Below are 20137 nucleotides of genomic sequence, written 5' to 3'. Positions count from 1 at the left end.
CAATGACTCTGCTGGTCCACACTGGGGAGCCGGGGCCCATGGACGACCATCTGTACTTCAATGAGCAGCATCGTGCCGTTCGTGAGATGGTGGGCGCCTTTGCCCGCGACGAGGTCGCGCCGATCGCGGCGCGGCATGACGAATCGCAGGCGTTTCCGTGGGCTACGGTGAAGGGCATGGCCGACCTGGGTCTCCTCGGCATTCCCTGGCCGGAGGAACTGGGCGGCACGGGCTTCGATACGCTCGCGTATACCATCGCCATCCACGAGATGGCGAAGGTGTGCGCGTCGCACGCGATCACCATTTCGGCCCATACGACCCTGGGGACTTCGCCCATCGTGCATTTTGGGTCGGCCGAGCAGAAGGCGCGGTACGTGCCGTTGCTTGCGTCGGGGAAGGTCATCGGCGGCTTCGGCCTCACGGAGCCGGGGGCCGGCAGCGACGCCGGTGGCACGCGCACGACCGCGGTGCGCAAGGGCGATCGCTACGTGCTGAACGGCACCAAGCGGTTCATCACGCACGGCGGCGTGGGCGAGATCTTTCTCGTCACCGCCGTGACTGACGCGACGCGCGGCACCAAGGGCATCAGCGCGTTCATCCTGACCAAGGAGACGTGCGACCTCGACGCCGCGCGTCGCTTCGGCATCGGGCACAGTGACGAATTGCCGGCGATGAAGGGTTTCCGGTCGGGCAAGAAGGAGGACAAGCTCGGCTGGCGCGCGTCGGATACCCGCGAGCTGATCTTCGAGGACGTCGAGGTGCCGGTCGAGAACCGGCTCGGCGAGGAAGGGCAGGGGTTCGTCAACTTCATGCAGACGCTCGACGCCGGGCGCGTGGGGGTGGCGGCGCTCTCGCTGGGCCTCGCGGAAGGGGCGCTCAACGAAGCGCTCAAGTACAGCACCGAGCGCCGTCAGTTCGGGCAGGCCATCGCGCAGTTCCAGGGCGTGTCGTTCCAGCTGGCCGACATGGCCACCGAGGTCGAGGCGGGGAAGCACCTCGTGTACCACGCGGCCTGGCTGGCGCAGCACGGCAAGCCGTATCGCAAGGAAGCGAGCATGGCCAAGCTCTTCTGCTCGGAACTCGCCATGCGCGCCACGACCAAGGCTGTGCAGATCCACGGCGGATACGGCTACACCAAGGACTATCCGGTGGAACGGATGATGCGCGACGCCAAGGTCTGCGAAATCGGCGAGGGGACCAGCGAAATCCAGCGGGTCGTCATCTCGCGGCAGATGTTGCGGGATCACGGCGCCTAGGTTACCCATCCTAGGGCGGGTCGTCCCCGCTGCAGGACCCTCCGTGGACTGGCGACCGCAGGCCCACGGATTCACTCACCCAGGCGTCTGGCGGAGCTTCTGTGCCCGATCGCTCGCAAGGTCGTACTGTCCCGGACCGTGCCGTCATGGCGCTGCAGCGTGCAGCGGCCATGGGTGGACACGCGTTCCTGGCGGCCATTGCGTGCACGATCGCGCGGCTGGGGGAGACACATCCGACTGTTGTGCGTCGGGGCGATGGCATCCGTGGGATGTCCTTCGTCCTGAACCACGCCACCCTCTTGCCACGCCGCCGGACGGCGCGAGTGCGGTCGCCCTCGCCCGCGTCCGGCGCGTTCATCCATGAAAAGAGAAATCCTCATCTCGGCAACGCAGCGGGAAGTGCGCGTTGCCATCCTCGAGGACGACCAGCTCGTTGAGCTGCAGGTAGACCGTCCGGAGGCACGCCGGATGGTGGGCGACATCTACTGGGGCAAGGTGGAAGCGGTGCTGCCTGGGTTGCAGGCGGCATTCGTGGACATCGGCACGGACAAGAGCGCCTTCCTGCACAACTCCGACCTCGCGTACGACGAAGACGACGACGAGGATGCGGACGACGAGCCCGAGGAGCCGGCGGACGTCGACCAGCCCGACAGCGTCGAGGCGGCGGCTGACGATGCGCCGGCCGCGCCGTCCAAGCCGCGTGGCCGCCGCCGTCGCAAGGAACCCCCGCAGATCCAGGACGCCCTGAAGAAGGGGCAGGAGATCATCGTCCAGGTCTCCAAGGAGCCCATCTCGACCAAGGGGCCGCGCGTGACCGCGCAGGTCTCGCTGGCCGGGCGCTTCCTGGTCTACATGCCCTTCGCCTCACGTGTCGGCGTCTCGCGCAAGATCGGCGACCGGGCCGAGCGCCAGCGCCTGCGCGGGCAGGTGGAGAGCGTGATGCCCAAGAACTCGGGCGGCGTGATCGTGCGCACCGTGGGCGAGGACGTCACGCAGGAGACGTTCAAGCGCGAGCTCGACACCCTCATCGGGCAGTGGAACCGCATCAACAAGAAGACGCGGTTCGTGGGCAAGCCGCCCAAGCTGCTGCACCGGGAGACGTCGCTCACCCGCGGCATCATCCGCGACCTGTTCTCCACCAAGGTGGACCGCCTCACGGTCGATTCGCGGCAGCTGCACAACGAGATCATCGAGTACCTGAACGGCATCGCCCCCGAACTCGTGGATCGCGTCCAGCTCTACGAGGACAAGAAGGGGCTGTTCGACCATTCCGGTGTCGAGAGCGAGATCCGCGACCTCTTCAAGCGGCGCTGCGACCTCCCGTCGGGCGGCTATCTCATCATTGAACCCACCGAGGCGCTGGTCAGCATCGACGTCAACTCGGGGCGGTACACCGGGAAGAAGGATCCGGAAAAGACGATTCTCAAGACGAACATCGAGGCCGCGCGCGAGGTGGCGCGGCAGATGCGCCTGCGCGACGTGGGCGGCATCATCGTCGCCGATTTCATCGACATGGAGTCGAAGCAGAATCGCGACAAGGTGCTGCAGGAACTGCGCACGCATCTCGGCCGCGACCGGGCGCGCACCAAGGCGTTCGCCGTCAGCGACCTGGGGCTCATCGAGATGACGCGGCAACGCGTGCGCCAGAGCCATCTGCAGTCCATGACGGAGCCGTGCGACGTCTGCCACGGCACCGGGCGTGTCTTCACGGCGGAGACCATCGTGCGCCGCATGGAACGCTCGGTGCGCCGCATGGCGGCCGAAGGGCGCCGCGACCACCTGCTGGTGCGGCTGCATCCGGACACGGCGATGTATGTGCTCGAGCAGGAGTCCGACCTGATGAAGAAGCTCGAGAAGGGACTCGGCTTCTCGGTCGAGATGCGCGACGATCCGCTGCTGCGTCCCGACGAGTTCAAGCTGGTGGTGAAGGGGGCGGGGCGGGATGTGACGCAGCAGTACGCGGTGGCGTGAGGGGGGCCGATTGATGGCTGATGGCAGAAGGCTGACGGCCGATCAAACGCGCAGCGGCGCGACGGGAAGGCGCAGTTATCCGCCATCCGCCATCCGCCATCTGCCATCTCTCACCGTCGCACTTTTCCTCCTCAGCGCCTGTCGAGCCGAGCGAGCAGAGCCCCCGCGCCGCGTGCTCGGCGGCATGGTGACCCTCGTTCCGGCCGCGCCGGCGCCGCGTCCGGAGGTGGACACGGCCGTGTTCGTCGTGCCGGCCGACTCGCTGATTCCTGGCGATGCCCTTGGTGTCGCCATCCGGCGCGGACGGGCCATCGCGACGGCGACCCGGGACTCGATGCACCTGGGGCGTGCGAGCGCGCTGCGGTGCGTGAGCTGCCATCTGGACGCCGGAACGAAACGCGGGGCGCTCCCGTGGGTGGGGGCCTACGCCAAGTATCCGCGGGTCGATGTCCGCGGGGGCGTGCTGACGGTCCATGAACGCATCAACCTCTGCCTGCGCCGCAACCTCAGGGCTCCCACGCTGCGGCCCGACGATCCGCAGATGGAGGCGCTGGTGGCGTACATCGCCTTCCTCTCCCGCGGCGTCCGCCTCGGCGGGCACGTCGAGGGACAGGGCGATGACACGGTGACGGTAATGACGGGGAACTCGGCGGACGGAGGCAAGGTTTGGAGGGCCCAGTGCGCCGCCTGCCATGGCGTGTACGGCCAGGGGACGGCCAAGGGTGGCCCCGTCTGGGGCCGGCGCAGCTTCACGATCGCGTCGGATCTGGCGAACTGGCAGACCTTCGCGGGCTTCTTGCGGGGGCATATGTCCGACGGCGGGAGGCGGAGCGGGTTGACCGACCAGGAAGTGGCCAATGTGACCAGTTTTGTGCTGCGGCAGGCCAGGGCCCGGTAATCGCCAATCGCCATCCGGAATCGAGTTCCTAAGCCGTATTCCGGATTCCCTATCCTCAATCCTCCGTAGGACTTGACTAGGGTAACGAGCCCCGGTATCATTCTAGGCTCGCTGTCAGTCTTAGCTTTTTCGAGTCCTTCCATGTCCTACGCCATCATTCGCACCGGCGGCAAGCAGTATCGTGTTGAGCCGGGCAAGTCGCTGCGCATTCCGTCGCTTCCGGGCGATGTGGGTACGCACGTTGAGTTCACCGAAGTGCTGCTCGGTTCCGACGGCTCCACCGTTCGCGCTGGCGTTCCGACGCTGAGCGGGGCCAAGGTGACGGCCGACATCACCAAGCAGGGCCGCGGCGACAAGATCGTCGTCTTCAAGTTCCGCCGCCGCAAGAACTACGCGCGCAAGCAGGGTCACCGGCAGGGCTTCACCGAAATCAAGGTCCGCGACATCACCCTCGGGTGAGTCGCTACACGAGAGGAACATATGGCTCATAAGAAAGGCGTCGGCTCCTCCCGCAACGGCCGCGATTCGAATCCGAAGTTCCGCGGCATCAAGAAGTACGGCGGTGAGCAGGTCGTGGCGGGGAACATCATTCTCCGTCAGTGCGGCACCAAGTGGCATCCCGGCAACAACGTCGGGCTGGGCACGGACTACACCATCTTCGCCCTCATCGACGGCGTGGTGAAGTTCGAGCACAAGAGCAAGAGCCGCTACAAGGTGTCGGTCTATCCGGCGGCATAAGCTCGCTTGGTGAACGCGACAAGGGCCCGCTGGGATCAGCGGGCCCTTTTGCGTGGCGGCGGCAGACGGAAGCTAGAAGACGGAAGACGGGAGATAATCCGCGATCATCTGTCTCCCGTCTCTCGTCTTCCGTCTCCCGTCTGCTTGTGATCATACGGCTCCATATGCACGAGCACTCCGCGCACTCGGGGCTGTGCCTCACGAATGGTGCTCTTGACGATCCCGCCCAGCGCGTGCGCGGCGACGAGTGACATTGCGGGGTCGGCCTGCACGTGGATCTCGACGTGAAACGAGATCCCGGAGCGGCGGACCAGCAGCTTCTCGATGGCGGCGACGCCGGGCACGGCTTCCGCCACCCGCCGCACCGGCAGGACGATCTCCTCGCCGGGATGATGGTCCATCAGGTCGCGGAGCGACGTGCGCAGCATGGAAAGCCCGTTGTACGAGATCACGCACGCGGCCACCAGCGCGGCCCAGTCGTCCGCCGACTCCCATCCGGCGCCCTTCCACACGGCGATGGAGATGCCGATGAATGCGGCGGCGCTGGTGATGGCGTCCGAGAGGTGGTGCCAGGCGTCGGCCTTGACGGCCGAGCTCCCGACCGCGCTTCCCACATGTCCCACGCGGCGGGCGAGCAGCGCCTTCGTCACGACGACCGCGACGAGCACGATGAGCGTCCAGGGGGCCGGCGCGTGATGCGGCGTGCGGATCTCGCGGAGCGCCTCGACGGCAATGCCCGCGGCCGCGCCCACCAGCATGAGCGACACCGTGGCGGTGGCCACGGTCTCGGCCTTTCCGTACCCGAACGGGTAGTCGTCATCGGGATCGCGGCTCGCGATGCGCAGTCCGCCCCACACGATGAGCGACGAGAAGATGTCGGCCGACGACTCCACGGCGTCGGCGACGAGCGCGTACGAGTTGCCGAGAACGCCGGCCATCAGCTTCACCAGCGCCAGCACGGCGTTGGTGATCATGCCGAGCTGGGCGGAGCGGACCCCGCGGTCGAAGGCGTTCTCCATCCCGCAATTTACTCCGTCGCGCCCCGCGAAGCGACGCGTCGGAAACAATGCGGCGGCCCTGGACGTAGAGCCAGCAGATACGGCTCTCGCCGGGAGGATGCATGGGCTTGCTCGACAAGCTGCAGGTCGAACTGAATCGCGCGGGACGGGCGGCGCAGGGCGCAATTGATGAAGGGCGGCTGCGTCTCGAGATCTTCCGGGTGCGACAACTGGCCGACAAGGCCGCCCAGGCGCTCGGCTATGCCGTGTACCGGGCGAAGGCGGCGGGTGAGGAACTGGACCCGGCGGCGTGGGACCGCCTGGCCGCGACGCTGCGCGAGCACGAAGCCGAAGCGACGCGACTGGATGCCGAGTTGACCAAGGGGAGGGACGGAACTCCCGAAGCGGCGCCGCCTTCCGAGCCGCCGGCGGCCTCCGACGTGCCGCCGCCTGCAGACCCGCCGCCCGTCTAGCGGCCGAGGACGCGGCGCACGAGCGCTACGTCGTCTGTGCAGAGGCCATCGACGCCCCAGCTTGCGAGGCGTTCGATGGCCTCTGGCGCATTGGCCGTCCAGGCGATGACGCGCCCCCCCGCGGCGTGGACGGCGCGTACGAGGGCCTCATCCACGAATTCGGCCAATTGCCAGAGGTCGCGGGCGCCGACGCTGGCGGGCGCCGCGGCCGGATCGACGTGCCGGCTCACTTCGAGCACACCGCGCGGAATCTCCGGAGCGTAGGCGGCGGCCGCGGCGACCATGCGGTGATCGAAGGCGTGCACGGCACAGGGGCCGCCGTAGCGCCGGAGCACCTTCAGGGACGGCTCCGCGGTGCCGGCGCCCTTCAGCTCGCAGTACAGCGTGGCGCGAGCGCGCAGCAATTGCGCGATCTCCTCGAGTGTCGGAATCGTCCCCCCGTCGGAGAACCGAAACGAGGCCAGTTCGGCGGTCGTCAATGTGGCAATGAGCCGGTCGGCCAGCGCGGGGTCGGCGGGCGTGCCGCGCGGGACCGGGTCATGGTGGACCACCACGGTGCCATCGGCCGCGCAGTGCACGTCCAACTCCACCGCGTTCGCCCCGAGGTCGAGCGCACGCTGAAAGGCGGGGATGGTATTCTCGTGGTGCTCGCGGGACGCACCACGGTGCGCGATGATCTCAATCATGGTTGATGGGCACGCGTGGCGAGCGGGACCCTCGGATGGTGAACCGGGAGACGGGCGGCGTCAACCCTGCCGAATTAACGAAATGCGGATTGCGGAGTCCAAGGTGGTGAGCGCATGAGCGAATCGAGCCGCGAGACAGACGCCCATCTGGATGTGGAGTTGATCGCCCGGTGGCAACGGGGCGATCAGCGGGCGGCGAGCGAGATCGTGACCCGGCACGCGCAGTCGCTCGCCCGGTACGCCGCGGCGCAGGGCGTGCGGGATGGGCTGGAGGAACTGGTGCAGGACACGTTTGTGCGGGCGTTCGGCGCCATCGACACGTTCCGGTCTGACAGTTCATTGCGCACCTGGCTCTTCACCATCCTCAAGCGCCTCGTGCTTGACCGGCAACGGGCCGAGCGCCGACAGCGGAACCAGGTGGAGCTTGACGAAGGGCATGCAGTGCAGGAGTACGACGCGCTCGACGGGATGGTGGCGGACGAAACGCACGCGCGCGTACGGCAGGCGGTGGCGCGGCTCTCCGGACTGCAGCGGGAGGTGTTCACGCTGCGCGTGACGGAAGGGCTGCCATACACGGAGATCGCGAAGCTGGTGGGAAGCACGGAAGGCGCGTGCCGGGTGCATTACCACAATGCGATGCGCGCGGTGAAGGAGTACTTGAGCGATGACTGACTGCCATGATGAACTGATGCGCGACCTGCTCCCCGACTACGCCTTGGGCGCGCTCGCGGCGGAAGATGCCACCCGGGTGGGGTCGCACCTCGCGGTTTGTGCGTCGTGCCGCGCCGAATTGGCGTTGCTTGCCCAGGTGCGGGCGGGGCTCGCGCTCGCGGCGCCCCGCATCGACGTCGCCGCCATCGTCAGCGCGCTGCCGGCACCGCCAACGGCCGCGCCCAGGGCCCTGGGCATCGTGCGCGCGCCGCTCCGTCGGCACCTCTGGCAGTACGCGACGGCGGCCGGGCTGCTCCTGGTGGCCGGCGGCGGCCTCTTCTGGCGAAGCAGCGTGACGGAGACGGGCGTGCGCGTGGCGGACTCGTCGTACGTGCGGCTCGCGACCCCGTCGGAGTCCACGGTGTCGCCGGCGGCGGGAGCAGCGGGAGATGGCATCACGTTCGGCGGCGGATTGTCGGACCTGACGCTCGAGGAGTTGCAGACGTTGTTGGGGCAGATGGATTCCGTCCGGAGCCTGCCCAGTACTGATCCTGAGTCGGTGACGCCAGTCATCGCGATGAATGAAGGAGGAAAGACGCTATGAAGCAGGTCGTTCGCGTAGCACTCGCGCTGGGACTCGTCACCGGCGCGGCGCTGGCCCAGAATCCGCCGGCGGCACAGCCGAAACCCGCGCCGGCGCCGGCGGGCAATGCGGCGGCGGCCCAGCCGGAGGCGCGCCGGCAGATGATGGCCGGCCAGATGGATCGTGCCCAGCTGGAGCAGCAGATCCGCAACCGTATCGCCAATCAGTTGAGAAACCAGCTGCAGCTGACCGATGACCAGTTTGCGAAGCTGCAGGCGACGAACCGGAAGTTCGAGGAACGGCGACGCTTGCTCGTGGAGCAGGAGCGTGACGCGCGGATGGGGATGCGCGACCTCCTGATTGCGGGCGATACGATGAACCAGGCCAAGGTTTCGACCGCGCTTGACCGGATGCTGCAGATCCAGCGGCAGCGGTTCGAACTGGTGGAGCAGGAACAGAAGGAGATGGCGGGCTACCTCACGCCCATGCAGCGGGCGCGTTTCCTTGGCATGCAGGAACAGATGCGCCGCCGGATGGATGAAGTCCGCGCCCAGGCAGTCCGCCGTGGGATGGCGGGCCCGGGCGCCGGCGCCCTGCGTCCCGGAATGGGCGAGGGCATGGGGCCGGGGATGGGTCCTGGCATCGGACCCGGCGCCGGTCGGGCGGGGGCCGGCATCCCTCAGGGGCAGCGCCTCCCGCGCCAGGGCGTCCGTCCACCCAATGCGCAGCAGCCACCGGTGCCGCCTGAGGACAACATCCCTTGGTGACGGCTGATTGAGGATTGGGAATTCGGATTGGGATTTGGGATTGCGATTAACCGATTCCGATGAGCGATGACCGGGAGGCCGCTGCTTGGAGGCGGCCTTCCGGTTACTTGCGGTCACTGAATTCTGTGTTAGCCGGCTCTTGCGGTAGCCGGTTCCTGCGCGTCAGCCGCTGATGGCGCGCAGGCGTTCCACCGCGGCTTCGGCGGCGGTCACGCCGCTCGCCGCGGCATCCGCGAAGGCCACGCCGTCGAGCGCGGAGCCGGCGACATACAGGCCGCCGTGCACCGCGATCGCATCGCGAATGGTTCGAACGCGCGTCGCGTGACCGAGCGTGTATTGCGGAATGGCGCGCGCCCATCGCGTGACGTGCGCAAATGCCGGCGCCGCCTCCGTGCCGTACATGCGCCGCATCTCCTCGCGCACGAGCGCGATGGCTGCGTCATCATCGAGGGCACCGGCCGCGGGATCCACCGCGCCGCCGAGCATCGCGCGCAGCAACAGGTGGCCAGACGGGCTGCGGGAGGGGAAGAAGTGCGAGTCCCAGAGATTGCCGAGCGCGCGCAGGCCTTCGCCGCGCGTGATGAGGACGCCAAAGCCCAGTGGAACCCCTCCGGCCGCGTGGTGGGGAAAGCCGAGCGTGACCACGGTGACCGGCGGGCAGTAGATGCTGTTCAGCGCCGCCGACGCTTCGGGCGCGACCGCCGAGAGGAGCGGCGCGGCGGCCCAGGCTTCGGTCGCCACGATCAGGGCATCGGCGCGCAACGCCTCGTCGCCCGCGATGGGGACGCGCCAGCCGGCGTGATCGCGCGAAATCGCCAGTGCCGGCGCTCCCGTGCGGGTGGTGAACCGGCCGCGCGCGGCGAGCGTGTGGGGAAGCGTCTGCAGGCCGCGTCGCAGGGTCGTCAACGTTCCCGTGGCCATCCGGCCGCGCTTGGCGATCAGCCCTCGCACCAGCGAGCCATGCTCCGCTTCGAGCGCGGCCATTCGCGGAAAGGCCGACGGAAGCGAGAGCTGCCGTGCGTCGCCCGCGTAGATGCCGAGCGTCATGGGCGCCACCAACCGGTCGGCCGCCTGCGCGCCGATGCGGCGCGCCGCGAACTCCCACACGGTTTCCTCGGGCCCTGATCGCCGGGTGGCGATGAACGGTTCGCCGCACAGGCGCGCGGCCCCACGCACGTCGAGCAGCCCCGCCCGCACGAGTCCCACGGGAGTCGCCACGACGCGCCGCAGCGCCCCGTTGAAGTAGACGAAGCGTCGTGCGGCCGCGGCATCGGCGGTGATCACCTCGCCGGCCAGTCCGGCGTCTTCAATGATCCGTTCGATGGCGGGACGGCCGGACAGAAACCCGCCAGGGCCACCCTCGGCGAGCCAGTCGCCGTCGCGATGGGTGCGGGCCTTGCCGCCGGGCTCGGCGTCGCGCTCGAGCAGGGTGACGTCCGCGCCGTCCGGCAGGCCGGCGCCAAGGCGCGCGACCGTCCACGCGGCGGACAGCCCCGTGATGCCGCCGCCGATTACGACGACGTGCGGGCGCATCACACCGTGCGGCTGAACACTGGCTTGGCGTCGGCGGCGTGCTTTTCGCGCATGTACCGGTCGAAGCACATGGCGATGTTGCGCACGATGAGCTCGCCGACCGGCGTGACCGCGATGCGCGTCGGCGTGACGACGGCGAGGCCATCCTGCACGTGGGCATCGAGCTGCCGCAGGTCGTCGGCGAAGTACGCCGCGAACGAAATCGCGTATTGGCGTTCGATGGCGGGGATGTCGACGCCGAAGTTGCACATCAACTCGTGGATCACGGTGCGGCGGATGTCGTCGTCGTCGCTGCGGGCGACGCCGCGCGCGACGGGGAGGCGTCCGGCGGCCAGCGATTCCTCGTACGTCGAGAGCTTCTTCTCGTTCTGTACGTACGCGCCGCGCACGTCGCCGATGGCCGAGATGCCGAGGCCGATCACGTCGTCGCCGGGGATCACCGCGTAGCCCTGGAAGTTCCGGCGCAGGCGTCCCTCGTGCTTCGCCCGCCCCAACTCGTCGTCCGGCTTGGCGAAGTGGTCCATGCCGATGGGCTCGTATCCCGCCTGCAGGAAGCGCTCCCGGGCGATGGCGAAGAGGCGGAGCTTGGTGGCCGCGTCGGGGAAGTCGGACTCCTCGAGCTTCTTCTGGTGGCCCCGCACCCACGGCACGAAGGCGAACGAGTAGACCGCGGCGCGGTCAACGCCGAGCCCGATGACGGCATTGACCGTCTGCTCGAAGGTCTCCTCGGTCTGCAGCGGCAGGCCGTAGATGAGATCGACGTTGATGCCGCGAAAGCCGCGCGAGCGGGCGTGGTCGATGAGCCGACGGGTCTGTTCCAGCGTCTGGATGCGCCCGATCGCCTCCTGCACCACGGGTGTCAGGTCCTGGACGCCCATCGAGACGCGATTGAATCCGAGGTCGGCGAGCGCGTCGAGGTGCGCGATGGTCGTGACGCGCGGATCGACTTCCAGCGCGAGTTCCGCGCCGGGGAGCGGTTCGAAGTGGCGCAGGAGATGCTGCAGGAAGTCGGTGAGCTGCGCCGGCTCGTAGTACGTGGGAGTGCCGCCGCCGAGGTGCAGCTGCGCGAAGCGGCGCCGGTTGGGCAGCCGCTCGGCCAGCATCGTGACTTCGCGCTTTAGCAGATCGAGGTACGGCGCGGCGACCTCGCGATGCCTGGTGATGATCACGTGGCAGCCGCAGAAGAGGCAACGCTCCTGGCAGAACGGCAGGTGCACGTACAGCGAGAGCGGCGCATCCGGACCGAGTGCGTTGGCCGCGGCGAGGCGCCGTTCATAATCGTCGGCGGTGACGCCGTCGCCGAACTCGACGGCGGTGGGATAGCTGGTGTAGCGCGGGCCGGAGACATCGTGCCGCGCGAGGAGGTCGGCGGTGGCGGCCCGATCGACGGGACGATCGCGATGGGGGGCGGTCATGGCAGCTGCTCCGCGTGCACGACGTCGATGAGCGCCTGCACGCTTTCCAGGGGGGCGTCGGGCGTGATGCCGTGCCCGAGGTTGACGACGTGTCCGCGCGCGGGGACTCGGGCGAGCAGGGCCCGGGCCTCGACTTGCGTGGCTTCCGGACCGGCAACGAGAAAGGCGGGGTCCAGGTTCCCCTGCAGGCCGCGCTCCGGACCGACGAACTCACGCAGGCTCGCGAGGTCCTCCCGCCAATCGACCGCGAGTGCTTCCGAGCGAAGCGCGGCGTAGCTGGGGACGAGGTGCGAGGCGTCCTGCACGAACAGGATGCGGGGCACGCCGAGGCCGGCGGTCTCGTGGAGCAGGCGCACGAGATGCGGCCGGACCAATTCGGACCATCGCGCCGGCGAGAGCACACCGGCCCACGTGTCGAACAGCTGCACGGCATCGGCGCCGGCGGCGACCTGCTCGTGCAGGTAGGCGACGACGAGATCCGTGAGGCGGGACATCAAGGCGTCGAGCAGTCCGGGGTCGCGGGCGGCGAGCGCGCGCAGGGCGGGGAAGCCCGGGGCGCCCTTGCCCTGCACGAGATACGCCGCCAGCGTCCACGGCGCGCCGGCGAAGCCGAGCAGCGCCTGGTCCGCGGGCAGCTCGGCGCGCACGAGGCGCAGCGCCGTCATCACTTCGGGCGCGATCTCGCCGGCCGCCGGCGAGCGCAGGGCTTCGACGTCCGCGATCGTGCGCACGGGATCGGCGATGACCGGCCCGGGATTGAACCGCACGGGCACGCCGAGGGCGGCCATCGGGCTCATGATGTCGGCAAAGATGATGGCCGCGTCGAGGGCGAAGCGGCGCACCGGCTGCAAGGTCACTTCGGCGCTGAGCTCCGCGCTGCCCGACAGCTCCTCGAACGAGTGCCTCTCCCGCAGGGCGCGGTATTCGGGCAGGTAGCGTCCCGCCTGTCGCATGATCCAGAGCGGGCGCCGCGGTGTGGGCCGGCCGCGCAGCGCCTCCAGCAGCAGCGTGCTCACGCCCCCTCCGTCGGTTGCTTCGTGAACCGGTAGCCGATGCCGCGCACCGTGTGAAAGTGACGGGGCTGCTCGGGGTCCGGCTCGAACCGCTTGCGGAGGCGGACGATGAAGTTGTCGATCGTGCGGGTCGAGGGGAGGACATCCTCGCCCCAGACGAGGTCGAGGATGTCGTCACGCCACACCACCTGCCCTTCGCGCTCGACGAGCACCTTGAGAATCATGGCTTCCTTCTGGGTGAGAAACTGCTCGTTGCCGTCGTGCGACCGGCCGCGGAAGCTCCGGAAGTCGAACTCGTTGCCGCCGAAGCGCACCACCGGCTCGCGCGCCGTGATGGCGTCGTAGCGCATGCGGCGGCGCAGGATGGCCGCAACGCGCAGCAGCAGCTCGCGCAACTGGAACGGCTTGGGGAGGTAATCGTCCCCGCCGACGGCGAGGCCCCGAATGCGGTCATCCGGGCCGCCGCGCGCGGTCAGGAAGAGCACGGGAGTGTCGCGCCCCTCGCGGCGCATGGCTTCGCAGACGGCGAACCCGTCAATCGAGGGGAGCATCACGTCGAGGATGACGAGGCCGTACTCGCGCGCCAGCACGCGGTCGAGGGCCACGCGGCCGTCCATCACGACTTCGACGGCGTACCCTTCGGCTTCGAGGTTCTCGCGAATGCCGCGGGCGAGGTTGGGTTCGTCCTCGACGAGGAGCAGGTGGGCGGTGGGATCCTTCATGCGTGTTCGTGGGGGGCGAGGGGCCAGTGGACCGTGAAGACAGCGCCGCGACCGGGGCCGTCGCTGTGCGCGCGCACCGTGCCGCCGTCGAGTTCGACGAGCCGCCGGACGAGGTACAGGCCAAGCCCCGTGCCGCTCCGTCCCGTGTGACGTTCGTCGTCCAGCCGGTAGAACTTCCCGAAGATCTTCTGGCCGAGCTCGGGCGGAAAGCCAATGCCGTCGTCGGAGACGCGCAGCAGCGCCTGGCCATCCTCGACGGCGGCGGCGACGGTCACCGTGCCACCCTCCGCGGCGCGCATGGCGTTGTGCAGCAGGTTGCGCAGCACCGTGCGCACCGCGTCACGGTCGGCGAAGATCATCAGGTCGTCGGCGATGCTGGCGCGCACCGCCGTCTTGGTCTCGCTCGCGTGGAACGAGATCTCGTCGATGGCATGCTGCGACTCATTCGCCAGCGACAGCGCCTCGGGCGCGGAGCGCAGCGACGGTTGCGAGAGGCGCGACGTGTCGAGGATGTTGCCGATCAGCCGTTCGAGGCGCGTCAGGTCCTGGATCTGGCGGTGCACCAGTTCCAGGCGACGCTGCGGATCGGGATTGCGCAGGGCGAGCGTCTCCGCCGACAGGCGCAGCGACGCGAGCGGACTCTTCAGCTCATGCGACACCGACGCCAGAAACCCCTCCTGCCGATGGTGGAGCTCGGCCTGCTCGAGCAGCGACCGGTGCACCACGTACATCGAGGCGACCAGCACGAGCATGAAGAACCCGCCCTCCCACGCGTAGCGGTTCAGCCGGCGGGCGCGCTCGAGCCGCAGGCTCTCGGTTGTCGCCGGACGGAGCGTGACCTGAACCGCCCCGATGTCGAGCGTCGGGAAGAGCACGGTCAGCGAGTCGCGCGGGACGCCGGCGCGCAGCAGCGCCCCCGCCTGCGCGAGGTCGGCCTGCAGGGTGGCCTCGATGCGGCGCTGCATCTCGCGGGAGTAGGCCACCTGGTCGTACAGCCACCACGCGAGCTGCGCGCTCGTCGTGGCGAGCAGCACGAGGAAGCCGATCTGCATGGTGCGCACACGACGGCGCTGGGAGGGCAGGATCATGCCGTGGGGAGCAGGGCCGGGGACAGCGCTTCCGAGAGTGCCTCCGCCAACTGGCGGAGGTGTCCCCGGTCGTGGGCCAACGATAGGAAACCTACCTCATACGCCGACGGCGCCAATGCAATGCCGCGATCCAGGAGGGCGTGGAAGACCGGCCCGTACCGCACTCCGGCGGTGCTGCTGACCGCCTCGGCCGAGCGCGGAAGCGGTCCCTCGTCCAGGTAGAGCCAGAAGAGAGATCCCAGCCGTCCGAACTGCGCCGGGATCGGCGCGGCCGCCAGCACGGGGCGCACCGCCTCTTCCAGCGCATTGCCCAAGGTCTCGAGGGCCGGCCACGCCTGCTGTTCGTCGAGCAGCCTCAGTGTGGTCAAGCCGGCGGCCATCGCGACGGCGTTTCCTGAAAGGGTTCCTGCCTGATACACCGGACCGATCGGTGCGAGGCACTGCATGATGTCGCGCCGGCCGCCAAATGCGCCCACCGGCAGTCCGCCGCCGATGATCTTCCCGAACGTGGCCAAGTCGGGGACAATGCCAAACCGCTCCGCCGCGCCGCCGCGTGCCACGCGGAAGCCGCTGATCACTTCGTCGAAGATCAGCACCGTGCCGGCGCGCCGGGTCTCCTCGCGCAGGGTCGCGAGGAACTCGGGGCGCTGCAGCAGGAGGCCGTTGTTGGCCGGCACCGGCTCGATGATCACGGCCGCGATGCGGTCGCCGTCGCGCCGCAGCAGGTCGATCACGCGCGCCTCGTCGTCGAGCGGCAGCACGATGGTCTCACCCACGAACGCCTCGGGGACGCCCGCCGACGACGGATGGCCGAAGGTCACGAGCCCGGATCCCGCCGCGACGAGCAGGTGGTCGGCATGGCCGTGGTAGCAGCCCGAGAACTTCACGATCTTGTCGCGCCCGGTGAAGCCGCGCGCCACACGAATGGCGCTCATCACCGCTTCGGTGCCGGACGACACGAACCGAACCTGCTCGAGACCTGGATACGCGCCGGTGATGCGTTCGGCGAGTTCGATTTCCGTCTCCCCGGGCGCTCCAAATGACGTGCCCTTCTCCACGGCCCGGACAATGGCCTCACGGACGGTCGCGTGGGCGTGCCCGAGGATCAGCGGCCCCCACGAGCAGACGAAATCGACGTAGCGGCGCCCGTCCACGTCCTCGAGGTATGCCCCGTCGCCCCGCCGATAGACAAGCGGCGTGCCGCCGACGGACTTGAAGGCGCGCACGGGCGAACTGACGCCGCCCGGAATGACCCGGGCCGCCCGCTCCATCCACGACCGCGAGCCGGGGCCCGCGCTCACAGCCACCCCTCGCGCAGCGCTTCCCGCGCGTGGTACGTGATGATGATGTCGGCGCCGGCGCGCGCCATGGCGAGCAGGTTCTCGCGTACCACCAGACGCTCATCCACCCAGCCGTTGGCCGCGGCGGCCTTCACCATCGAGTACTCACCCGAGACGTTGTACGCCGCCAGCGGGAGCGTGGACGCGGCCCGCACACGGCTGATGACGTCGAGATAGGCCAGCGCCGGCTTGACCATCAGGATGTCCGCCCCTTCCGCGGCGTCGAGCAGGGCCTCGCGTTCCCCCTCGCCCGCGTTGCGCAGGTCCATCTGGTAGCTGCGGCGGTCGCCGTGCTGCGGTGACGAGTCGGCCGCGTCGCGGAACGGGCCGTAGTAGCTGGAGGCGTACTTCACCGAATACGACATGATCCCCGTGCGCACGTGGCCGGCGGCATCGAGGCCGTCGCGCAGCGCGCCAACACGGCCATCCATCATGTCCGATGGCCCGACGAGGTCCGCGCCTGCCGCGGCATGCGCCACCGCCATGGCGGTCAGCGGGGCCAGCGACTGGTCGTTGTCCACGTAACCGTCCATGAGCACGCCGCAGTGGCCGTGATTCGTGTACGCGCAGAGGCAGACGTCGGTGGTGACCACCAGGTCCCCGCCGAACGCGCGCTTGAGGGCGCTGACCGCGCGCGGCACCGTGCCGTTGGGATCGTAGGCCGGCGAACCCACCGCGTCTTTCGTCCCCGCGGCCGGCACCCCGAAGAGCAGCACCGACCGAATGCCGAGCTTGAGGTCCGACTCGACGGTACGCAGCAGTGGCGTGATCCCCTGGCGCCCGATGCCTGGCATCGAGGGAATGGCCTCCTCCGCCGCGTCCGCAGGGAGCACGAAGTGCGGCATGATGAACTGCGAGGCGTGCAGCCGCGTCTCGGCGACGAGGTCGCGCAATGCGGCGCTTTGACGCAGGCGGCGCGGACGCTGGCGTCCGACCGGGGATGCAAGGCGAGACGAACTCACAAGACCTCCAGCAGGCCGGCGAGGCCTGGGCGCCGCGCTTCGGCGGCGACGTGAAGACCCGCGGCGCGTGCGGCCGCGGTGGTGGTGGGACCAATGGTGATCACGCGCGCATTCGGGGGGACATGGGCGCGATTCAGCAGCCCGGTGACGGCGGAGGGACTGGCAACGAGGATGTCCGTACGCACGTTCTCAGGAAACGTGTGGCGCGGGACCTCGCAGGGAGCAGGGATCGTGCGGTAGACCGGAACGCTCGTCACGCGCACGCCGGCGGCCGTCAGCACGCCCACGGCGTCTTCCTGGCCCGTGGCCGCGCCCGCCAGCACCGCATGCATCGGCGTGGCCAGCAGTGACGCCCGCGCGATGGATGCGATTTCATCGGCCATGCCAACCGCGGTGGTGATGGCCGGCACCAGCGAGATGCGTCCGAAGCGTTCACGGGCCGCTTCCGCCGTGGCAGAACCAACGACGGCGATGCGCACACGCGTGTTGACGGCATCGCCGGCCAGGTCGGCCGTGATCTGCGCCCCGCGGCGCGAGAAGAGCAGCAGCCAGTCGGCCTCCGCCAGCGCGGCGCGCAGCGCGTCGCGCGTCGCCTCGTCGGCGATGGGAACGACCGAGAGGCACGGGAAGATCACCGGCCTCGCGCCCAGCCCGGCCAGCGCCTTCGCCCAGTACCGCGCGTCGTCCGGGGCGCGCGTCACGATGATGCGGCGACCTCGCAGCGAGCGCGCCATCAGCCGGTCCGCCCGGCGGAAAGCTGTGCCCACGCGTCATCGGCGAGCGCGTCGGGATCGGAGCCGATGGCGCGGACGTAGCGCACGACGCCACCGTCGTCGGCGAGCGCCGCGATGAGCACCAGGGTGCCATCCGCGCGTTCGTCGCACCACGCCCCGAAGGGGAGCGAACATCCCGCCTCGGCGCGGGCGAGCGCCCCGCGCTCAGCGCGCAGCGCCAGGGCGGTGCGGCGATCGTCGATCGCCTGCACGGCCGATGCGACCGAGGGCGCATCGGCGCGCACCTGCACCGCAATCGCGCCCTGCGAAGGGGCAGGAACGAAGAAGGCGGGGTCAAGGCGCACGCTGACGACGCCGTGCTTCTCGAGCCGCGGCAGGTCGGCCCCGACGCGCTGAAGCCGCGTGAGCCCGGCGGAGGCGAGCACGATGGCGTCATACGTGCCGACCAGCAGCGCGCGCATCCGGGTCGGCACATTGCCGCGCAGCAGTTCGGTGCGCAGGTCCGGGCGGTGGTGCAGCAAGAGGGCGCGCCGCCGTGCGGCGGACGTTCCCACCACGGCCCCCGCCTTCAGTGGAAGCAGCCCACCCGCCACATAGGCGTCGGCCCGAATGAGGAGGACATCGGCGACGTCCTCGCGCTCGGGGACGGCGGCAATCACCAGCGCGTCCGGTCCGGTGGACGGCAGGTCCTTGTACGAGTGCACGGCCAGATCGACGCGCCGGTCCAGCAGCGCCTGCTCGATCTCGCGCACGAAGATGCCGAACGCCCCCACATCGGTGAACGCGCGGTCCGTGACGCGGTCGCCCGTCGTCGAGATGACCTCGATCTTCGGCTCGTGTCCGCGCGCCGCAAGCCGGGCGGCCACGTCATTCGCTTGGGCGAGCGCGAGCGCCGAGCCCCGGGTGCCAATGCGCAACTTCATGCGGTCTCCATCGCGGTGTCGGGCGCGGCGTCGAAGTCCATGCCATCGCGGTCAGCGGCGGCCTGCAGCTCACGCGCCAATTGGGGATCCGTCGCTTCAAAGAACGCAGCCACGGCGGAAGGGCCCACGCGGAATGCCAGCTCGCGCAGGCCGACGGCCGGGAGATGCGCGAACCGCCGCGAGAGCGTTTCTGCCCAGCGCGTGACCGCTTCGCGCTCGGCGTCGCCCAGGCCGGCGAGTTCCTTGTCGCACAGGCGCTGCACCCCTTCGAGCGCGGTATGACGATAGCGGCGGCGCAGTTCACCGATCATCGGGCCGACCAGGCGTTCGGCGGCCTCCCGTCGCACGTCTTCGAGGGCCTTGTCGACGACCGCGCGGGCTTCGGCGAACTCGAGGCGCGTACGTTCGCGATCCTCGGTGGCCGACTCGATGACGGCTTCCATGCCGAGCCGTTGCACGTCGACGGCCGCGGCGTCCTCCGGCAGCACATTGGGTGGCACGCCGAGATCGATCAGCAGCGGGGCCTCCCCGGAGACGGAACGCGCCGCGAGTCGCTCCAGGTCGCGGCGCGCCAGGATCGGATCGGTGCCCCCCGCGGCGAGAATCAGCACGGCGACGGCCTCAGGTGCCGCGCGGAAGCGGTCGAGTGCGCAGGCGGTGCCGCCACACTCGGCGGCCAGGGCCTCGGCTTTCGCGAGCGTGCGGTTGATGACGAGCACGGAATGACCCTGCCGCGCCAGCTGATGCGCACATTGGATCGTCATCGGCGACACGCCCACGACGCCCACGGTGCCGGGGACGCGCTGCAGCCGGTCGCTGGCGAGGCGGGCGGCGACGTCGGCCAGCGAGACCGCCTGCCCGCGCCCTTCCGTGAGCGGGCGCACGCGCTTGGCGACACGGAACGCCTCGGTGAAGACCGGATCGAGGTGACCGCCGAGCAGGCCGGCCTTGCGCGACGTGTCGGCGGCGTCGCGCAGCTGGATGGCGACTTCGTTCTCGCCAATCCGCGCCGAGTCCAGCCCGGCCGCGAGGAGCAGCAGATGCTCGAGCGCGCCTTCACCTTGCCAGGCGCGGAGCGCGTGTTCGGCTTCGCCGGAGGCGGGCGTTCGGCCGGTCAGCGCGGCGAAGACGCGCCGGCGGAGCACGCCGAGGGGTACGTCGCCCTCACTGGCGAAGGTCACCTCCACGCGATTGCACGTGGCGAGGTAGACCAGCTCACGTGCGCCGATTTCCGCGGCCAGTTGCGGAAGCCGCGCCGCCCGCTCCTCGCGGGCGATCGTCATCTCGTTGATCAGGCTGCTGCGTTGGCTGCGCCACGTGATGCCAACGACACCGACTCTATGCACCTGCGCTCCATGCTGGGGGCCGTTGAACCGCCACCCGAAG

Annotated in this window: 21 protein-coding genes; 9 read left to right on the top strand and 12 right to left on the bottom strand. The window is 69.5% G+C overall.

The genetic code is table 11. The features are described 5' to 3' along the window. The first annotated feature begins 38 nt into the window (after nucleotides 1–38). The 5 genes from VGJ96_06545 (at nucleotide 39) to rpmA (ending at nucleotide 4863) form a co-directional block, all read left to right on the top strand. Entirely contained in the window at nucleotides 39–1256 is a 1218-nt protein-coding gene (locus VGJ96_06545; GenBank protein ID HEY3286764.1) for an acyl-CoA dehydrogenase, read from the top strand. 360 nt (nucleotides 1257–1616) lie between these two features. Next, a complete protein-coding gene (locus tag VGJ96_06540) occupies nucleotides 1617–3227 on the top strand; it encodes an Rne/Rng family ribonuclease (GenBank protein ID HEY3286763.1) in 1611 nt (536 codons plus the stop codon). 172 nt (nucleotides 3228–3399) lie between these two features. Beyond that, on the top strand, nucleotides 3400–4125 hold the full coding sequence (locus VGJ96_06535) for a c-type cytochrome (GenBank protein HEY3286762.1): 726 nt from the start codon (nucleotides 3400–3402) through the stop codon (nucleotides 4123–4125). Nucleotides 4126–4266: 141 nt separating this feature from the next. Continuing rightward, a complete protein-coding gene (gene rplU / locus VGJ96_06530) occupies nucleotides 4267–4584 on the top strand; it encodes a 50S ribosomal protein L21 (GenBank protein ID HEY3286761.1) in 318 nt (105 codons plus the stop codon). 21 nt (nucleotides 4585–4605) lie between these two features. Then, entirely contained in the window at nucleotides 4606–4863 is a 258-nt protein-coding gene (gene rpmA / locus VGJ96_06525; GenBank protein HEY3286760.1) for a 50S ribosomal protein L27, read from the top strand. 104 nt (nucleotides 4864–4967) lie between these two features. Here rpmA and VGJ96_06520 read toward each other — a convergent pair whose 3' ends face one another. Then, complete coding sequence (locus VGJ96_06520; protein ID HEY3286759.1) at nucleotides 4968–5882, bottom strand: cation diffusion facilitator family transporter; 915 nt, start codon at nucleotides 5880–5882, stop codon at nucleotides 4968–4970. A 101-nt stretch (nucleotides 5883–5983) separates the two neighbouring features. Between VGJ96_06520 and VGJ96_06515 the strand changes: the two genes are divergently transcribed. Beyond that, on the top strand, nucleotides 5984–6334 hold the full coding sequence (locus VGJ96_06515) for a hypothetical protein (GenBank protein HEY3286758.1): 351 nt from the start codon (nucleotides 5984–5986) through the stop codon (nucleotides 6332–6334). Here VGJ96_06515 and VGJ96_06510 read toward each other — a convergent pair. Then, nucleotides 6331–7020 (bottom strand): glycerophosphodiester phosphodiesterase, encoded by a 690-nt coding sequence (locus VGJ96_06510; protein HEY3286757.1) that lies wholly within the window; start codon nucleotides 7018–7020, stop codon nucleotides 6331–6333. The genes VGJ96_06515 and VGJ96_06510 overlap by 4 nt on opposite strands. Nucleotides 7021–7134: 114 nt before the next feature. On the opposite strand from VGJ96_06510, the gene VGJ96_06505 reads away from it, so the two are divergent. Genes VGJ96_06505 through VGJ96_06495 form a run of 3 tightly spaced genes read left to right on the top strand, consistent with a single transcriptional unit; the run spans nucleotide 7135 to nucleotide 9021 of the window. Continuing rightward, nucleotides 7135–7692: an RNA polymerase sigma factor gene (locus VGJ96_06505; protein ID HEY3286756.1), complete on the top strand. Its 558-nt coding sequence runs from the start codon at nucleotides 7135–7137 to the stop codon at nucleotides 7690–7692. Continuing rightward, nucleotides 7685–8275, top strand: a complete 591-nt coding sequence (locus tag VGJ96_06500; GenBank protein HEY3286755.1) for a zf-HC2 domain-containing protein — start codon at nucleotides 7685–7687, stop codon at nucleotides 8273–8275. The genes VGJ96_06505 and VGJ96_06500 overlap by 8 nt, the downstream gene beginning before the upstream one ends. Then, nucleotides 8272–9021 (top strand): Spy/CpxP family protein refolding chaperone, encoded by a 750-nt coding sequence (locus VGJ96_06495; protein HEY3286754.1) that lies wholly within the window; start codon nucleotides 8272–8274, stop codon nucleotides 9019–9021. The genes VGJ96_06500 and VGJ96_06495 overlap by 4 nt, the downstream gene beginning before the upstream one ends. 162 nt (nucleotides 9022–9183) lie before the next feature. Here VGJ96_06495 and hemG read toward each other — a convergent pair whose 3' ends face one another. Genes hemG through VGJ96_06445 form a run of 10 tightly spaced genes read right to left on the bottom strand, consistent with a single transcriptional unit; the run spans nucleotide 9184 to nucleotide 20097 of the window. Beyond that, a complete protein-coding gene (gene hemG, locus VGJ96_06490) occupies nucleotides 9184–10554 on the bottom strand; it encodes a protoporphyrinogen oxidase (GenBank protein HEY3286753.1) in 1371 nt (456 codons plus the stop codon). Continuing rightward, nucleotides 10554–11969: an oxygen-independent coproporphyrinogen III oxidase gene (hemN, locus tag VGJ96_06485; GenBank protein ID HEY3286752.1), complete on the bottom strand. Its 1416-nt coding sequence runs from the start codon at nucleotides 11967–11969 to the stop codon at nucleotides 10554–10556. The genes hemG and hemN overlap by 1 nt, the downstream gene beginning before the upstream one ends. Beyond that, nucleotides 11966–12985: a uroporphyrinogen decarboxylase gene (gene hemE / locus VGJ96_06480; protein ID HEY3286751.1), complete on the bottom strand. Its 1020-nt coding sequence runs from the start codon at nucleotides 12983–12985 to the stop codon at nucleotides 11966–11968. The genes hemN and hemE overlap by 4 nt, the downstream gene beginning before the upstream one ends. Continuing rightward, complete coding sequence (locus VGJ96_06475) at nucleotides 12982–13704, bottom strand: response regulator transcription factor (GenBank protein HEY3286750.1); 723 nt, start codon at nucleotides 13702–13704, stop codon at nucleotides 12982–12984. Before VGJ96_06475 ends, hemE begins: the two co-directional genes overlap by 4 nt. Continuing rightward, the gene (locus VGJ96_06470; GenBank protein ID HEY3286749.1) at nucleotides 13701–14792 is read right to left on the bottom strand and encodes a HAMP domain-containing sensor histidine kinase; all 1092 of its coding nucleotides are present in this window, start codon (nucleotides 14790–14792) and stop codon (nucleotides 13701–13703) included. The genes VGJ96_06475 and VGJ96_06470 overlap by 4 nt, the downstream gene beginning before the upstream one ends. Continuing rightward, nucleotides 14789–16093, bottom strand: coding sequence for a glutamate-1-semialdehyde 2,1-aminomutase (gene hemL, locus VGJ96_06465; protein ID HEY3286748.1), 1305 nt, complete (start codon nucleotides 16091–16093; stop codon nucleotides 14789–14791). Before hemL ends, VGJ96_06470 begins: the two co-directional genes overlap by 4 nt. Beyond that, the gene (hemB, locus tag VGJ96_06460) at nucleotides 16090–17094 is read right to left on the bottom strand and encodes a porphobilinogen synthase (protein ID HEY3286747.1); all 1005 of its coding nucleotides are present in this window, start codon (nucleotides 17092–17094) and stop codon (nucleotides 16090–16092) included. Before hemB ends, hemL begins: the two co-directional genes overlap by 4 nt. After that, nucleotides 17091–17828: a uroporphyrinogen-III synthase gene (locus tag VGJ96_06455; protein ID HEY3286746.1), complete on the bottom strand. Its 738-nt coding sequence runs from the start codon at nucleotides 17826–17828 to the stop codon at nucleotides 17091–17093. Before VGJ96_06455 ends, hemB begins: the two co-directional genes overlap by 4 nt. Then, a complete protein-coding gene (gene hemC / locus VGJ96_06450) occupies nucleotides 17828–18751 on the bottom strand; it encodes a hydroxymethylbilane synthase (GenBank protein HEY3286745.1) in 924 nt (307 codons plus the stop codon). Before hemC ends, VGJ96_06455 begins: the two co-directional genes overlap by 1 nt. Continuing rightward, complete coding sequence (locus VGJ96_06445; protein HEY3286744.1) at nucleotides 18748–20097, bottom strand: NAD(P)-binding domain-containing protein; 1350 nt, start codon at nucleotides 20095–20097, stop codon at nucleotides 18748–18750. Before VGJ96_06445 ends, hemC begins: the two co-directional genes overlap by 4 nt. Between the last annotated feature and the right edge of the window lie 40 nt (nucleotides 20098–20137).

The organism is Gemmatimonadaceae bacterium (genome assembly GCA_036504815.1).
Taxonomy (GTDB): Bacteria; Gemmatimonadota; Gemmatimonadetes; order Gemmatimonadales; family Gemmatimonadaceae; genus PNKL01.
This window is presented reverse-complemented; position numbering and strand designations above follow the sequence as displayed.